General features: G+C 64.8%; 9 protein-coding genes. 5 read left to right on the top strand and 4 right to left on the bottom strand.

The features are described from left to right. Together AC1DMG_RS06195 and AC1DMG_RS06190 are read right to left on the bottom strand one after the other, a co-directional pair. Positions 1 to 3,471: NAD-glutamate dehydrogenase (locus AC1DMG_RS06195; RefSeq protein WP_477180309.1), on the bottom strand; the 3,471-nt coding region annotated here is incomplete at its 3' end. Positions 3,472 to 3,809: 338 nt separating this feature from the next. Next, positions 3,810 to 4,091, bottom strand: a complete 282-nt coding sequence (locus tag AC1DMG_RS06190; protein ID WP_477177360.1) for a hypothetical protein — start codon at positions 4,089 to 4,091, stop codon at positions 3,810 to 3,812. A 491-nt stretch (positions 4,092 to 4,582) separates the two neighbouring features. Here AC1DMG_RS06190 and AC1DMG_RS06185 point away from each other — a divergent pair, with 491 nt between their 5' ends. The 3 genes from AC1DMG_RS06185 to AC1DMG_RS06175 all read left to right on the top strand — a co-directional run bounded on the left by AC1DMG_RS06185 (position 4,583) and on the right by AC1DMG_RS06175 (position 10,304). Then, a complete protein-coding gene (locus AC1DMG_RS06185) occupies positions 4,583 to 5,797 on the top strand; it encodes an efflux RND transporter periplasmic adaptor subunit (RefSeq protein ID WP_477180308.1) in 1,215 nt (404 codons plus the stop codon). A gap of 15 nt (positions 5,798 to 5,812) precedes the next feature. Continuing rightward, the gene (locus tag AC1DMG_RS06180; RefSeq protein ID WP_477180307.1) at positions 5,813 to 9,103 is read left to right on the top strand and encodes an efflux RND transporter permease subunit; all 3,291 of its coding nucleotides are present in this window, start codon (positions 5,813 to 5,815) and stop codon (positions 9,101 to 9,103) included. Positions 9,104 to 9,242: 139 nt separating this feature from the next. Next, entirely contained in the window at positions 9,243 to 10,304 is a 1,062-nt protein-coding gene (locus AC1DMG_RS06175; RefSeq protein ID WP_477180306.1) for an FUSC family protein, read from the top strand. 4 nt (positions 10,305 to 10,308) lie between these two features. Here the strand turns inward: AC1DMG_RS06175 and AC1DMG_RS06170 are convergent, their stop codons facing one another. After that, on the bottom strand, positions 10,309 to 11,253 hold the full coding sequence (locus AC1DMG_RS06170; RefSeq protein WP_477177356.1) for a GGDEF domain-containing protein: 945 nt from the start codon (positions 11,251 to 11,253) through the stop codon (positions 10,309 to 10,311). Positions 11,254 to 11,681: 428 nt separating this feature from the next. After that, positions 11,682 to 12,842 (bottom strand): acyl-CoA dehydrogenase family protein, encoded by a 1,161-nt coding sequence (locus tag AC1DMG_RS06165; RefSeq protein ID WP_441603662.1) that lies wholly within the window; start codon positions 12,840 to 12,842, stop codon positions 11,682 to 11,684. 255 nt (positions 12,843 to 13,097) lie between these two features. On the opposite strand from AC1DMG_RS06165, the gene AC1DMG_RS06160 reads away from it, so the two are divergent. Then, complete coding sequence (locus tag AC1DMG_RS06160; protein ID WP_441603661.1) at positions 13,098 to 14,024, top strand: ArsR/SmtB family transcription factor; 927 nt, start codon at positions 13,098 to 13,100, stop codon at positions 14,022 to 14,024. 16 nt (positions 14,025 to 14,040) lie between these two features. Further along, complete coding sequence (locus AC1DMG_RS06155; protein WP_477177355.1) at positions 14,041 to 15,120, top strand: homocysteine S-methyltransferase family protein; 1,080 nt, start codon at positions 14,041 to 14,043, stop codon at positions 15,118 to 15,120. Positions 15,121 to 15,123 lie beyond the last annotated feature (3 nt).

Below are 15,123 nucleotides of genomic sequence, written 5' to 3'. Positions count from 1 at the left end.
GTTCACGCGCAGCGCGTTGTTGGCACGATCGCCCACGTCGGCATGCGTTTCGGCGCTGGACTTCACGTAGGTGCCGATGCCGCCGTTCCACAGCAGGTCGACCGGCGCCTTCAGGATGGCGCTGAGCAGGTCGTTCGGCGCCAGCTGGGTCACGTCCGGCTTGAGGCCGAGCACCGCACGCACTTCCGGCGAAATCGGGATCGATTTGAGCGTACGCGGATACACGCCGCCGCCCGCGGAAATGAGCTGCTTGTTGTAATCGTCCCAGCTCGAACGCGGCAGCTTGAACATGCGCTCGCGCTCGACGAAGGAACGCTCGACATCCGGGTTCGGATCGAGGAACACATGGCGATGGTCGAATGCCGCCACCAGCTTGATATGGCGCGACAGCAACATGCCGTTGCCGAACACGTCGCCCGACATGTCGCCGACGCCCACGCAGGTGAAGTCCTGCGACTGGCTGTCACGGCCCAGTGCACGGAAGTGGCGCTTGACCGACTCCCACGCGCCCTTGGCGGTGATGCCCATGCCCTTGTGGTCGTAACCATTGGAGCCGCCCGAGGCGAACGCGTCGCCCAGCCAGAAACCGTGCTCGACCGAAATCGCGTTGGCGATATCGGAGAACGTGGCCGTGCCCTTGTCGGCAGCCACCACCAGGTACGGATCGTCGTTGTCATGGCGCACCACATCGTGCGGCGGCACCACCTTGCCTTCGATCAGGTTGTCGGTGATGTCGAGCAGGCCGCTGATGAACATGCGGTAGCACGCGATGCCTTCGGCCAGCTGCGCGTCGCGATCGCCGTTCACCGGCGGACGCTTCACGAAGAAGCCGCCCTTGGAACCGACCGGCACGATCACGGTGTTCTTCACCATCTGCGCCTTCACCAGGCCCAGCACTTCGGTGCGGAAGTCTTCGCGACGATCTGACCAGCGCAGGCCGCCGCGCGCCACGGCACCAAAGCGCAAGTGGATGCCTTCCACGCGCGGCGCGCTGACGAAGATTTCGCGATACGGCACCGGCTTGGGCAGATCCGGCACGCGGTGCGAATCGAACTTGAAGCTGATGTAGCTGCGGTACTGGTCGTTCCACTGCTGGAAGAAGCTGGTACGCAGGGTGCCGCGGATCAGTGCCACAAAGCTGCGCAGGATGCGGTCGTCGTCGAGGCTGGAGACCGTTTCCAGCAGCGTGCCGATGGTCTCTTCGATCACCGCCAGCTGCTCGTCGCGCGGCTTGGACAGCGCCGCCGCCAGGCCATCGATGAGGGCCGGATGTGCCTGGCGCAGCGGCTCGGGAATCAGCACCTGCATTTCGCCGCGCAGCAGGTCACCGGCGCGCTTGAGCTCATCCGTCGACAGCGACTCGCGGCGCGGATCGAACTTGGCCAGGAACAGCTCCACCAGCAGGCCGGCAATCGCCGGATAGCGGTTGAACGCGTCTTCCATATAGCTCTGCGAGAACGCCACGCCGGTCTGCAGCAGGTACTTGCAGTAGCCGCGCAGCATGGCGATCTGGCGCCAGCTCAGCTTGGCGCCGAGCACCAGGCGATTGAAGCCGTCGTTCTCGGCGTTGCCGCGCCAGATCTGCTCGAAGGCGTCTTCGAACAACTGGTCAACCTGCTCCACGCTGAAAGCGAGGCTGCCGGCGGTCTGCACTTCGAAGTCCTGGATGTACAGCATGCTGTCGCCGACATGGATGTCGTACAGGTGCTCGGTGAGCACGCGCAGGCCCAGGTTTTCCAACTGCGGCAGCACTTCGGACAACGCGATGTCGCCGCCGCTGCGATATATCTTGAAGCGCAGTTCTTCCGGGCGCGAGGCCGGGTGATAGAACGACATGCGCACGGCGTCGTCGCCCTTGAGCAGCGACAACTGGTGCACGTCTTCGGCGGCGGTGGCCGGCGAGACGTCTTCCACATAACCGGCGGGCAGCGCCTTGGCGTAGCGATTGGCCAACACCACGCCGTCGTGGTCGCCCAGGGTGCGCACGAGTTCATCGCGCACATCGTCGTGCCAGTTGCGCACGATGGTGGCCACGCCCTTCTCGAGCTCGGCCACGTCGTAATGCACCTGGTCGCCGATCTTCGGACGCACCACGACATGCAGGCGCACCAGCGCCGCTTCGCCCATCAGCACGGACGAATCGAGGCTTTCGCCGCGCATGGCATCCTTCAGCAGCGCTTCGATGCGTTCGCGCACCGTGGTGTTGAAGCGGTCACGCGGCACATAGACGATGCAGGTGACGAAACGGCCATAGCGGTCGCGGCGCACGAACAGGCGCGTGCGTGCGCGCTGGCGCAGTTCCAGCGTGCCCAAGGCGGTGGTGTAGAGCTCTTCGTCGCTGCTCTGGAACAGTTCGTCGCGCGGCAGCGTTTCCAGGATATGGCGCAGCGCCTTGCCCGAATGCGAGTCGCGCTTGAGGCCGGAGCGCTCCATGGCGTATTCGAACTTCTGGCGTACCAGCGGCACATCCTGCGGACGCGCCATATAGGCGTTGGACGAGAACAGGCCGAGGAAGCGCTGTTCGGCCACCGGCTTGCCGTTGGCGTCGAACTTGAGCACGCCCACGTAATCCATGTAACCCGGACGATGCGCGTGCGAGCGCGCATTGGTCTTGGTCAGGATGATGGCGTCGGTCGAACCGGACTGCGGCAGGTCGCTGGCCACCAGCGAACGCAGCGAACGTGGTGCGAGCGAGCGCTCGCTCTTGTGCAGGATGCCCATGCCCGAGCTTTCATTGGCACGCAGCACTTCCTCGCCGTCGGCTTCGGTCACTTCGTATTCGCGGTAACCGAGGAAGGTGAAGTTGTCGTCGGCCAGCCAGCGCAGGAAGGCGGAGGCCTCCTTCACGGCGGCGGCGTCCAGCGGCAGCTGGCGCGACGGCAGGTCGTCGGCGGTGGCGAGCGCCTGGTCGCGCATTTTCTTCCAGTCGGCGACGACCACGCGCACGTCTTCCAGCGCGCCTTCGAGTTTGGCCTTGAGCTTGGCCAGCTCTTCGTCGTCGGCCACGCGGTCCACTTCGAAATGCATGACCGATTCGGGCTGGCCGTCGGGGGCGCCGATCTTAAGCAGCTTGCCGGAGGCATCGCGTGCCACTTCCACCACCGGATGGATCACGGCGTGGATCTGCAATTGCTCGGTCGCGACCATGGTGACGGTGTCGACCAGGAACGGCATGTCGTCGGTGACGACCTGGATGTAGCTGCGGCCGGCGTGGCCCGTGGCCGGGTTGACCACACGCACCGCGGCGCGGCCCGGCTGACGCTGCTGCATGAAGCTGAGCAGGTCGGCGATCAGGGCAGCCCACTCGCGGGCGGTATGGAGCTGGAGGTCGCCGTCGGCGATGCGCGCGAAGAAAGCGCTGATAAAAAATTGCGCCTCATCAAGGCGCCCGGTAGGAAATCCGCTTTGCTTCAGTTCTTCGAAAACAACACTGGGGAACGAGCTGTTGCTAGCCGCACGAATMGCGTTCATGGCATCTACTGTGTTGGGGAGACGGAATGAGGCCGGGAGCCTGTTCTCGATCTCCGCATAACCCGTGTTGCTCACCTGCGCCCGCTAGCGAGTGCCGTGTGGCGCAGCGCCTGACTGGCTGTCAGGTCCAGCCGCACGGCACTCGCTAGCGGGCGCAGGTGAGCAACCCTCCGGGCCGGATTTGTTTGCCCACCATCCATCGTCATCACTCGGTTGTGTATCGACATACACGCCCTCGTTCTTCCTTGTCTGGCGGGCAAACAAATTCCGGCACGGGTCATGCGGAGATCGAGAACAGGCTCCAAAAAGCCTCAAAAGAATACGCCTCGCGCCATACCTTATCCACCTTTGCGAAAGATGCACTTCAGCTTGCGGCAGGCCATGACGCCCGTGCAGCAATGGCTGTGCATCGGAATCTTCGCGACGTTTGCGTGACAGCCCAGTGCATCGGCAACGTTTGTGTACGCGGACGAAAAACTTGCTGCGCTCGCGTGTTGCCGTTGCAGCGCCGCTGATTCCCGTCCATCGCGGGCCACCGATACCGCTGCGTATGTCACGACAGCGACGCATGCAAAACGTTGCAGCGCAGCAGATGAAATCATCGACTGACTGACCGCCATGCCGGCAACCCTGGTCCCGGCTTTCGCTGGCCTGGGAGCGCGTTGTAAGCAAGCGCGCTGCCGCTGCAACCGGACCATCGGCACAGGCGTTCGCAAGCCACCGCAGGCACCATAAAGCGGACGGCCGTCCCCCTGTCTTTGTGGCCGACACCCTTCCTTCACGGAATTCAGCCAAAATTAGCTCGCACGTCCCGTTGGGAGTACAGCCACCCAACCCAGCGGAACACATAGGACGCGTCTGAATGGCCCTGGGAGGCCGATCCGGCGTATCAGGGGTGTCTCTACAAATTGTAAACTGTACGGTATAGTCCAAGCTCGCCTGCCTGAACGAGCCACGGCTTTACCGACCCTGCCCTTCCCGGCCTGCCCGTTCACGGGACGCTCGGACTAGCGGGGCCGTTGCGTGTTCGTTGCAAGCCCCCTTTGTCGTCGCCCGGAGAGGCGTCGACGCGCTGCATCCCCGACCACATTAAAAAAGAAATGGAGCCCACATGAAGTCCACGTCACTGCGCACACCTCTGCTGTGCCTTGGCCTGCTCTCACTGGCCGCCTGTGGCAAAGGCAAGGATCAAGGCCCGCCGCAGGCGCCGCCGCCGGAAGTCGGTGTCGYCAAGGCCCAGGCCCAGAGCACGCCGCTAGCCAAGGATCTTGTGGGCCGCGTGTCGGCTTACCGTAGCGCCGATGTGCGCGCCCGCGTGTCGGGTGTGCTGCTCAAGCGCGTCTATCAGGAAGGCACCGACGTCAAAGCCGGCCAGGTCATGTTCGAGATCGACCCGGTGATCTACCAGGCAGCGCTGGACTCGGCCAAGGCCAATCTGGCCGCCGGCCAGGCGACCTACGTGAACTTCCACAACCTGGCCGAGCGCGACCGCAAGCTGCGCCCGCAGAACTACATCTCGCAGTCCGACCTCGACGCCGCCGAAGCCAACGAGCGCAGCGGCGCCGCCTCGGTCAAGCAGCTTCAGGCCGCCGTGGAAAGCGCCAAGATCAACCTGAGCTATACCCGCGTGGTAGCGCCCATCGACGGCCGCGCCGGTCAGCAACAGGTGACTGAGGGTGCCATCGTCGGCAACGGCGCCGCCGATTCCGGTTCCAGCTCGACGCTGTTGACCACGGTCGACCAGCTCGATCCGCTGTACGTCAACTTCACCGTCAGTGCCGCCGACCTCGATCGCCTGCGCGCCGCCCAGGCCGCCGGCAACGTGTCGCTGAGCGACCAGGGCAAGACCACCGTGAAGGTCACCCTGCCCGACGGCAGCAAGTACGCCCAGGACGGCACGCTCGACTTCTCCGGCGCCACCGTCGACCCGACCACCGGCTCGATCAACCTGCGCGCCCTGCTGGCCAACCCTGAGCGCCGTTTGTTGCCGGGCACCTACATCACCATCACCGCCAACCTCGGCGAGCTCCACAACGTGTTCCTGGTGCCGCAGGCGGCCATCCAGCGCGACGTGGTCGGCGCCTATGCGCTGGTGGTGGGTCAGGACGGCAATGTCGCCCGCAAGAACGTCTCCGCGGACAACCTGGCCGGTTCGAACTTTATCGTCACCAGCGGCCTGAGCAACGGCGACCAGGTGATCGTCTCCGGCCTGCAGACGGTGCAGCCCGGCAAACCGGCCAAGGCGGCGCCTTACCAGCCCGACCAGAAGCCCGGCGCGCAGGGTCAGCCGGCAGCAGCGGGTCATGCTGCTGGCGGCAAGCAGTAAAGGGAGTCGACCGACATGCCGAGTTTCTTTATTGACCGCCCCATCTTCGCGTGGGTGGTAGCCATCCTGATCACCCTGGTTGGCACCATCTCCGTGTTGAACATGGGTATCGAGTCGTACCCGAACATCGCGCCGCCCCAAGTGGTGGTGTCCGCGACGTATCCGGGCGCCAACGCCGACACCATGGAGAAGAACGTCACCCAGGTGATCGAGCAGCAGCTCACCGGTATCGACCACCTGCTCTACTTCAGCTCCTCGTCCAACTCCAACGGCACGACCTCGATCACGCTGAGCTTTGAAACCGGCACCGATCCGGACATCGCCCAGGTGCAGGTGCAGAACAAGGTGCAGCTGGCCTTGCCGCGCCTGCCGACCGCCGTGACCCAGCAGGGCGTGGTGGTGGCCAAGAGCAACCCTGACTTCCTGATGTTCGTGTCGCTGGTGTCCAACAACCCGGACATCGACGGCAACCGCCTGGCCGACGTGATTGCGTCGCAGGTGGCGGACCAGGTCGGCCGTATTCCCGGCGTGGGCGCCACCCGCCTGATCGGCGCCGAGTACGGCGTGCGCATCTGGCTCAACCCGGACAAGATGCACGGCTACGGCTTGTCGCCCAGCGCGGTGTTCTCCGCCGTGGCGGCGCAGAACGTGCAGTTCGCCGCCGGTTCGCTCGGTGCCGATCCGTCGCCGAAGGAACAGGGCTTTACCGCTACCGTCTCCGCTGAAGGCCGCTTCTCCTCCCCGCAGGAGTTCGGCGAAATCATCCTGCGCGCCAACAGCGACGGCACGGTGGTGAAGCTGAGCGACGTGGCGCGCATCGACTTCGGCCCGCAGAGCTACGGCCTGGGCGCGACGTGGAACGGCCAGCAGGTCGGCGGCCTGGGCGTGCAGCTGCTGCCCGGCGCCAACGCGCTGGACGTGGCCGACGCCGTCAAGGCCAAGATGAACGAGCTGTCCAAGGACTTCCCCGAAGGCGTCACCTGGTTCGCTCCGTACGACACCACGCCGTTCGTGACGATCTCCATCAAGGAAGTCGTGCACACCCTGATCGAGGCCATCATCCTGGTCTTCCTGGTGATGCTGATCTTCCTGCAGAACTTCCGCGCCACGGTGATCCCCACCCTGGTGATCCCGGTGGCTCTGCTGGGTACCTTCATCGGCCTGGTCGCGCTGGGCTTCACCATCAATCAGCTGACGTTGTTCGGCATGGTGCTAGCCATCGGTATCGTGGTGGACGACGCGATCGTGGTGATCGAGAACGTCGAACGCATCATGAGCGAGGAGCAGCTCTCGCCCAAGGAAGCGACACGCAAGGCGATGGGCCAGATCACCGGCGCGGTGGTGGCCATCACCGTGGTGCTGGCGGCGGTGTTCGTGCCGTCCGCGCTGCAGCCGGGTGCGTCGGGCGTGATCTACAAGCAGTTCGCGCTGACGATCGCAGTGTCGATGGGCTTCTCCGCCTTCCTCGCGCTGTCGTTCACGCCGGCCTTGTGCGCCACGCTGCTCAAGCCTGAGCACGAGCACAAGAAGAACATCATCTACCGCAAGTTCAACCAGACCTTCGACTGGGTCACGCGCACCTATGGCGGCCACATCGGCAGCGCCACCCGCCATGCGCCGCGCTGGATGATCGTGTTCGCCCTGGTAGCGGTGCTTGCCGGCTTCCTCTACACACGCCTGCCCACCAGCTTCGTGCCTAGCGAAGACCAGGGTTTTGCACTGGCCATCGTCAACCTGCCGCCGGGCGCCACCCTGCAGCGCACGCAGGCCGTGATGGCCGAGATGCGCGAGCGCGTGAAGAAGAGCCCGTACAACGATGACATCATCGGCATGTACCAGATCAGCGGCTTCAGCTTCATCGGCCAGAGCGAAAGCACCGGCATGGCCTTCATCAAGCTCAAGGACTGGGATTCGCGTGCGATCACGGCCGATGAGCTGATCATGAAGTTGAACGGCGTGTTCCACGGCATCCGCGACGCGCAGATCTTCGTGGTCAACCTGCCCACCATCCGCGGCCTCAGCCAGTTCGGCGGCATCGACATGTATCTGCAGGCCCGTGCCGGCCAGACGCATGGCGAGCTGATGCAGGCGATGGGCACCGCGGTGGGCAAGGCGAAGGACAACAAGGCGCTGTTCGGTGTGCGTCCCAACCAGCTGCCCGATGCTCCGCAGTGGGATATGAAAGTGGATCGCACGCAGGCTCAGGCGATGGGCATGTCGGTGAGCGACGTGTACTCGGCCATCCAGCTCACGCTGGCGCCGGTGTACGTCAACGACTTCGTCTACGGCGGCCGCGTGAAGCGCGTCTACCTGCAGGCGGACCAGGCCTACCGCATGGGCCCGGATGCGCTGCAGCACATCTACACACCCAGCAGCCTGGCACCGGGGGCGGCGGCCAACAGCAGTTCGTCGAGCTCGTCGTCGTATCAGGCGACGGTCAATCCGTACAACATGATTCCGATCTCCAGCGTGGTCAACACGAAGTGGGACATGGGCTCGCCAGCCCTGACCCGCTACAACGGCTACGCTGCGGTCGAAATCGTGGGTAACGAAGCGCCGGGCTACTCGACCGGTCAGGCCATGAACGCCTTGCAGGGCATCGTCGACCACGACCTGCCCAAGGGCTTCGGCGCGGACTGGACGGGTCAGTCGTACCAGGAAATCCTGGCCGGCAACTCGGCCACCCTGCTGCTGGCGCTGTCGATCCTGATCGTGTTCCTGTGCCTTGCCGCRCTSTAYGAGAGCTGGTCGATCCCGGTCGCSGTGCTSCTGGTGGTGCCGCTGGGCSTGCTCGGTACGGTCGTGTTCTCGATGTTGCGCGGCTTGCCGAACGACATGTACTTCAAGATCGGCATGATCACGGTGATCGGCCTGGCAGCGAAGAACGCGATCCTGATCGTGGAATTCGCGGTGGAGCAGCAACAGGACGGCAAGTCGCTGTTCGATGCCGTCATCACGGCGGCCCGCCAGCGACTGCGCCCGATCCTGATGACCTCCATGGCGTTCATCCTCGGCGTGTTCCCGTTGTTCATCTCGACGGGCGCCGGCGCCAACTCCCGCCATGCCATCGGCACGGGCGTGATCGGCGGCATGATCTTCGCCACCTTCCTGGGTCTGCTCTTGATCCCGGTGTTCTACGTGACGGTGCGCCGCGCACTGGGCGACAAGCTGGACGAACCGTCCCGCAAGATTCGCCCGGCCCATGGCGAAGCCGCTGCGGGTACGCCGCAGGGTGGCGGTGGCAACGGCGGTACGCCGAGCAGCGCCATGCAGCCGTTCGATTCGGACCCGCGTCGCGGCGGTTGATCCGGATCTGCGGAAGTCAAAGCAAAGCCCCGGTCGAAAGACCGGGGCTTTTTCTTTGGATCACCCTGCGTTTCCGAAAAGGCCGCACGCGCCGCCCGCTGATAATGTGCGACTACGGCCATCTCCTGTTTTCGCCCGCATGCGCTCATTCGTCGACTGGCTCGAACATATCGATCCCGGCATGCACCGCCGCATCAAGGGGCTGCGGCTGGTCACTGCCTATGGCCTGGCGGCGGCGATCGGCACCTTGCACGATGTGGCGCATCCGTTCGGCAGCATGGTTGCCGTCGGCTCGTTGGCAGCAAATTTCGCGCTGTGGGCCAGCGTTTCCGAAGCGCGGCATACGCGCTTTGAATCCAGCCGCGATCTCGCCCTGCTCTGCCTGGCCGCCACGCTGGGCGCCTTGATGCAGGCTCTGATGGTGCCGGTACTTTCTCCGCTGTCGCAAAACGGCGCTGAATTCACGCTGGTCAGTGGTGCCTTCCTGGCCAGTTACCTCAAACGCTATGGCGTCACCGGCGCAGGCGTCGGTTCGCAGATCTACATTGGCCAGTTGCTGGCCTACACCATGCGGCTCGACGCTTCTGCGTGGCCGGCCATCCTGATCGCCGGATGCATCGCGGCGCTGGCCTCGGTGGTGCCGCGCTTGCTCTCCGGTCCCGCCGAGCGCCCCGCCGAACTGGCGGTGCTGTCGCCCGCGGACATTCCCGGCCGCTGGCATCTGTCGGCGCCCTTCATCATGGGCGTGCAGGCAGCGATGGCATCGCTGATCGTCGTGCTGCTCAACGCGAAGCTGCACCTGCCCGAGTCGGCATGGGCGGTCACGGCCTGCACCTATGTGGTGGCCGGCAGCGCCACGGGCACGTCGCAGCGCGTGCGTCGGCGCATCGTGGGCACGCTGATCGGCGTGCCGTTCGGCCTGGTCTGTCTTCCGCTGGCCGAGCATGCACCGCTGTTGATCTGGGCGTTGGCCGCCGTGGCGATGGTGGTTTACGCGATGGCGTTGCCGGAACGCTACGACATTGCCTGCGCCGCGTTCGCCTTCACCCTGATCGTCACGCTTGCCGCATCGGGCGAGCACTCGATCATGTTCCTGAGCGCGCGCATCTGGCAGACGCTGCTCGGTGGCTTGCTCGGCCTGCTCGCCGCGCATCTGATCCTACCGTTGCGCACCGCGGAGTCACCCGCGGTGCGTGCGTGAGGCATCAATCGTCGGTGTTGACCGTCATGTTGCGACCTTGCTGCTTGGCCTGATACAGCCGCCGGTCGACCAGCTCCAGGAACGACAAACGCTCATCGCCATGCATCGGCACCACCGTGCCCACGCCGATGCTCATGGTCAGCGACTTGCGCGCCATCGAGCGCTCATGCGGAATCCATTCCTGCTCGATCAGCGCGTGGCAACGCTCGGCCACTTCGCGCGCCGCGGCGGCGTCGGTATCGGGCAGCACCAGCACGAACTCCTCGCCGCCGAAGCGGGCCAGGAAGTCATGCGAGCGGCGCACCGCCTTCTCCAGCACCTTGGCTACCAGCTTGAGCGTGTAGTCGCCCTGCACGTGGCCGTAGTGGTCGTTGTATTGCTTGAAGTAATCGATATCGAGCATCAGCAGCGACAGCGGCCGACCGCTGCGACGCGCCTGCTCCCAGTCTTCCTCGAACACGCTGTCGAAGCGGCGGCGATTGGCGATGCCGGTGAGGCCGTCCTTGAAGGACAGCGCCTCGAGTTCGCGCTGCAGTTCGATCAGGCGCTGCTCGGTACGCTTGCGCTCGCTGATGTCGAACATGAAGCCGACCAGCGCATCCACGCTGCCGTCGTCCTTGCGCACCACGTGCACCACGTCGCGGATCCACACGTAGCTGCCGTCCTTGCACAGGGCGCGGTAATCGGCTTCGTGATCCACGCCTGCCTTGGACTGCGCCACGCAGAAATTGACCGCCCAGTCGCGATCTTCCGGATGGATGCGCTCGGCCCAGTCCTGCACGCTGACCCAGCTGTCCGGCGCCCAGCCCAGCAGATGCTCGATCTGCGGGCCGATATAGGAGAACGACAGACTGTCCCACTGGATGCGCCAGGGAATGGCCTTGGTGGACTCGAGCAGGGTCTTGTAGACCATGCTCTCTTCTTCCAGCTTCTCAACGACATCGGTCATGGGCGGCTCGCGGCAGGTGGTTTCGGATCCCTGGTGGGAAGCAACCATCGTGCCGCGGCGATGATTGGGCGTGAAAGCCTGCAAAAGCGCGCTTTGCGCCATCGAGCCGTAGCGACCGCCTGAAGTCGATCTAGCCCAGCTCGGTCAGTTCCCGACGTGGCGTGACGAGCCCGGGAGAGAGTCGCCATCCTTGGCGGGAGGGGACCTGTCTCCGTGGTGATCGCAAGTATTTGCGATGGCTCCCGCGCCAGTCAACAAACCAAGGCCCCTTGTGGGAGCGCACCCTGTGCGCGACAGTCCGAGGGTGCCTCGGACGCCACGCCGTCGCGCACAGGGTGCGCTCCCACAAAAAAAACTGGTTGCGATTCCCGGAAAGGAAAAGCCCCCGGTTCTCACCGAGGGCTTCGCCACACGAAAACCTTGCCGGCTTATCGCAGACCCGTCTCCGCACGCGCAATCACAATGCGCTGAATCTCACTCGTGCCCTCATAGATCTCCGTGATCTTGGCATCGCGGAAATAACGCTCCAGCGGCATTTCCTTGGAGTAGCCCATGCCGCCATGGATCTGCACCGCCTGGTGCGAAATCCACATCGCCGCTTCCGAGGCGGTGAGCTTGGCCACGGAGGCCTCGGTGCCGAAGCGGCCGCCGTTCTTTTCGGCCTCGCCCTTGGTCCAGGCGGCGCGCAGCGTGAGCAGCGTGGCGGCGTCCAGCTTGCACTTCATGTCGGCAATCTTGGCCTGGGTCATTTGGAACGTACCGATCGGCGTGCCGAACGCCTTGCGGTCACGCACCCACTGCAGGGTGGCTTCGTACGCAGCGCGCGCAATACCCACGGCCTGCGATGCAATGCCGATGCGGCCGGCGTCGAGCACACCCATGGCGATGGAGAAGCCCTTGCCCTCGTCGCCCAGCAGGTTTTCCTTGGGCAGCACGTAATCAGTGAATTCGATTTCGCAGGTGGCCGAGGCGCGGATGCCGAGCTTGGGCTCGCTCTTGCCGGCGTGGAAACCGGGCAGCTGGGTGTCGACGATGAAAGCCGACACGCCCTTGGCGCCGATGCCCGGCGTGGTGATCGCAAACAGGATGATGTAGCGAGCGACCGGGCCGGAGGTGATCCAGCTCTTCTTGCCGTTGATCACCCAGTCGCCATTGGCGTTCTTGGTGGCGCGCGTGTGCATGGCCGATGCATCGGAACCGGACTGCGGCTCGGTCAGCGCATAAGCGCCGATGGCCTCGCCCTGGGCGATGGCGCGCACGTACTTCTGCTTCTGCTCCTCGGTGCCGTGCTTGAGGATGCCGTTGCAGAACAGCGAGTTGTTCACCGACATGATGGTCGAGGTGGCGGCATCGGCCGCGGCGATCTCGACCATGGCCAGCACGTAGGCCACCGGGTCCATGCCCGCGCCGCCGTACTCGGTCGGCACCTCGATGCCCATCAGGCCCAGCTGGCCCATCTCGCGGATGTTCTCGAGCGGGAATTCACCCTTGGCGTCCAGTTCGGCGGCCACCGGCACAATGCGCTTCTGCGCGAAGTCGCGGGCAATGGCCTGGATGGACAGCTGATCGTCGGTAAAGCGGAAATCCATGGAAGACTCCAAGGGGAATGGGAGACAGGAAGCCCACTATTTTAACCCGGCCAGCCAAGGGACTTCTGTGCAGGTGCAGCAAGGCCCCATCCCCTTGTAGGAGCGCACCCTGTGCGCGACCGCGGCCCCCAGGGCTTGCCCCTCCGTTCAGCTGTCGCCCACAGGGTGGGCTCCTACAAAAGAACGGCCCGACTTGACGCCCTGCACGCCGAAGCCTAGCCTTATGTATCTCTGCATCGCGATATAAGGATAACGATGGACCTGGCCACCGCCTCCAGCGTTCTGCGCCTGCTGGCGGATCCGACCCGGGTTCGTCTGCTGGCCTTGCTTGAGCGCGAGGAGCTGACCGTGGCGGAACTGGCTGCGGTCCTGCATCTGGCGCAGCCGCGCGTGTCCACCCATCTGGCCAAGCTCAAGGAAGCCGAGCTGGTGCGCGACCGCCGTGCCGGCGTGTCCGCCTATTACCGGGCCAACGCCGAGACGGACGAACACCTGCAGGTCCTGCTGAGGTCCCTGCGCGACAACATCGACGATGCCCTGCTGCGCGAAGACGCCGCGCGCCTACCCGGCGTGCTGGCCGAGCGCGCCCGCGAAGAAGGCTGGGCCGACACCGTCGCCGGCGACATGGAACGCCATTACTCCCCCGGCCGCACCTGGGAAACGCTGGCGCGCTCCCTGCTGCAATTGCTGGAAACCGGCGACGTGCTGGATATCGCCTCGGGCGACGGCATCACCGCCGAGCTGCTGGCGCCACACGCCCACTCCATCGTCTGCGTGGACAGCAGCGAGCGCGTGACCGAGGCCGCCGCGCAACGCCTCAAGTCCTTCGGCAACGTGGAAGTGCTCAAGGGCGACATGCACGCACTCGACCTCGGCGACCGCCGCTTCGACCTTGTGCTGATGCTGCACGCCCTCACCTATGCCGAGCACCCGGCCAAGGCCGTCGCGGAAGCCGCGCGCGTGTTGCGCAGCGGCGGCCGATTGCTGGCCGTCACCCTGGGCAAACACGATCACCGCGCCGTGGTGGAGCCCTTCGATCACCGCAACCTCGGTTTTTCATCCGACGAACTGACCGGCTTCGCAAAGCAGGCCGGCCTTCAATCCTTGAGCTGTACCCGCTTGAGCCGCGAACGCAAGGCACCTCACTTCGAAGTGATCAGCCTGCTCGCGCGCAAGCCTTGAAGCGAGGCATCCATCCATGAGTACCCTCCCCTGGCTTCACCCCGAACGCGTCGCCCTGCTGGAACGCCTGCTGCGCGAGCGCATCCTGATCATCGACGGCGGCATGGGCACCATGCTGCAGCAGCATCCGCTGGACGAGGCTGCTTTTCGCGGCGAGCGTTTCGTGGAAGGCCACGACAGTTCGCACGCGCATGACCATCCCGGCAGCTGCGACCTGAAGGGCAACAACGACCTGCTCACGCTCACCAACCCGGACATCATCCGCGGCGTGCACGTGGCCTATCTCGAAGCCGGTGCGGACCTGGTTGAAACCAATACCTTCAACTCCACCCGCATCAGCCAGGCCGATTACCACCTCGAACATCTCGCCTACGAGCTGAACCTCGAAGGCGCACGCCTCGCCCGCGCCGCCTGCGACGCCGTGGAAGCGAAAACGCCGGACAAGCCGCGCTTCGTCATCGGCGTACTCGGCCCCACCAGCCGCACCGCGTCGCTGTCGCCGGACGTCAACGATCCGGGCTTTCGCAACGTCACGTTCGAAGAACTGGTCGCCAACTACATCGAATCGGCCAGCGGCCTGGTCGATGGCGGCGCGGATCTGATCATGGTCGAAACCATCTTCGATACGCTCAACGCAAAGGCCGCGCTGTTTGCGGTGAGCGAACTGTTCCGCGAGCGTGGCGTGCGTCTGCCCGTGATGATCTCCGGAACCATCACTGATCGTTCCGGCCGCACACTGTCGGGCCAGACCGCTGAAGCGTTCTACTACTCGGTGCAGCATGCGCGCCCGATCTCGGTGGGACTGAACTGCGCCCTGGGCGCAGCCGACCTGCGCCCGCACGTGCAGGTGCTGTCGCAAACCGCCAGCTGTTTCGTCAGCACGCATCCCAATGCCGGCCTGCCGAATGCGTTTGGCGAATACGACGAAACACCCGAACAGATGGCCTCCGTAATCGGCAGCTTCGCGCGCGACGGCCTGCTCAACATGGTTGGCGGCTGTTGCGGCACGACGCCTGCGCATATCAAGGCCATCGCCGAAGCCGTGGCCCATTGCGCGCCGCGCGCCCTTCCCTCCCAAAACGCCAAGGCTGCCTGAGTC

The sequence above is a fragment of the Dyella sp. 01N36 genome (assembly GCF_056399745.1).
Note: the sequence above shows the minus strand (reverse complement) of the source record. Positions and strands in the feature narration are given on the sequence as shown.

Bases quoted from the DNA above. Each gene is read 5' to 3' on its own strand.
- AC1DMG_RS06190 (WP_477177360.1), bottom strand. From the start codon at position 4,091: ATGGCGGTCAGTCAGTCGATGATTTCATCTGCTGCGCTGCAACGTTTT.
- AC1DMG_RS06175 (WP_477180306.1), top strand. From the start codon at position 9,243: ATGCGCTCATTCGTCGACTGGCTCGAACATATCGATCCCGGCATGCAC.
- AC1DMG_RS06170 (WP_477177356.1), bottom strand. From the start codon at position 11,253: ATGACCGATGTCGTTGAGAAGCTGGAAGAAGAGAGCATGGTCTACAAG.
- AC1DMG_RS06165 (WP_441603662.1), bottom strand. From the start codon at position 12,842: ATGGATTTCCGCTTTACCGACGATCAGCTGTCCATCCAGGCCATTGCC.
- AC1DMG_RS06160 (WP_441603661.1), top strand. From the start codon at position 13,098: ATGGACCTGGCCACCGCCTCCAGCGTTCTGCGCCTGCTGGCGGATCCG.
- AC1DMG_RS06155 (WP_477177355.1), top strand. From the start codon at position 14,041: ATGAGTACCCTCCCCTGGCTTCACCCCGAACGCGTCGCCCTGCTGGAA.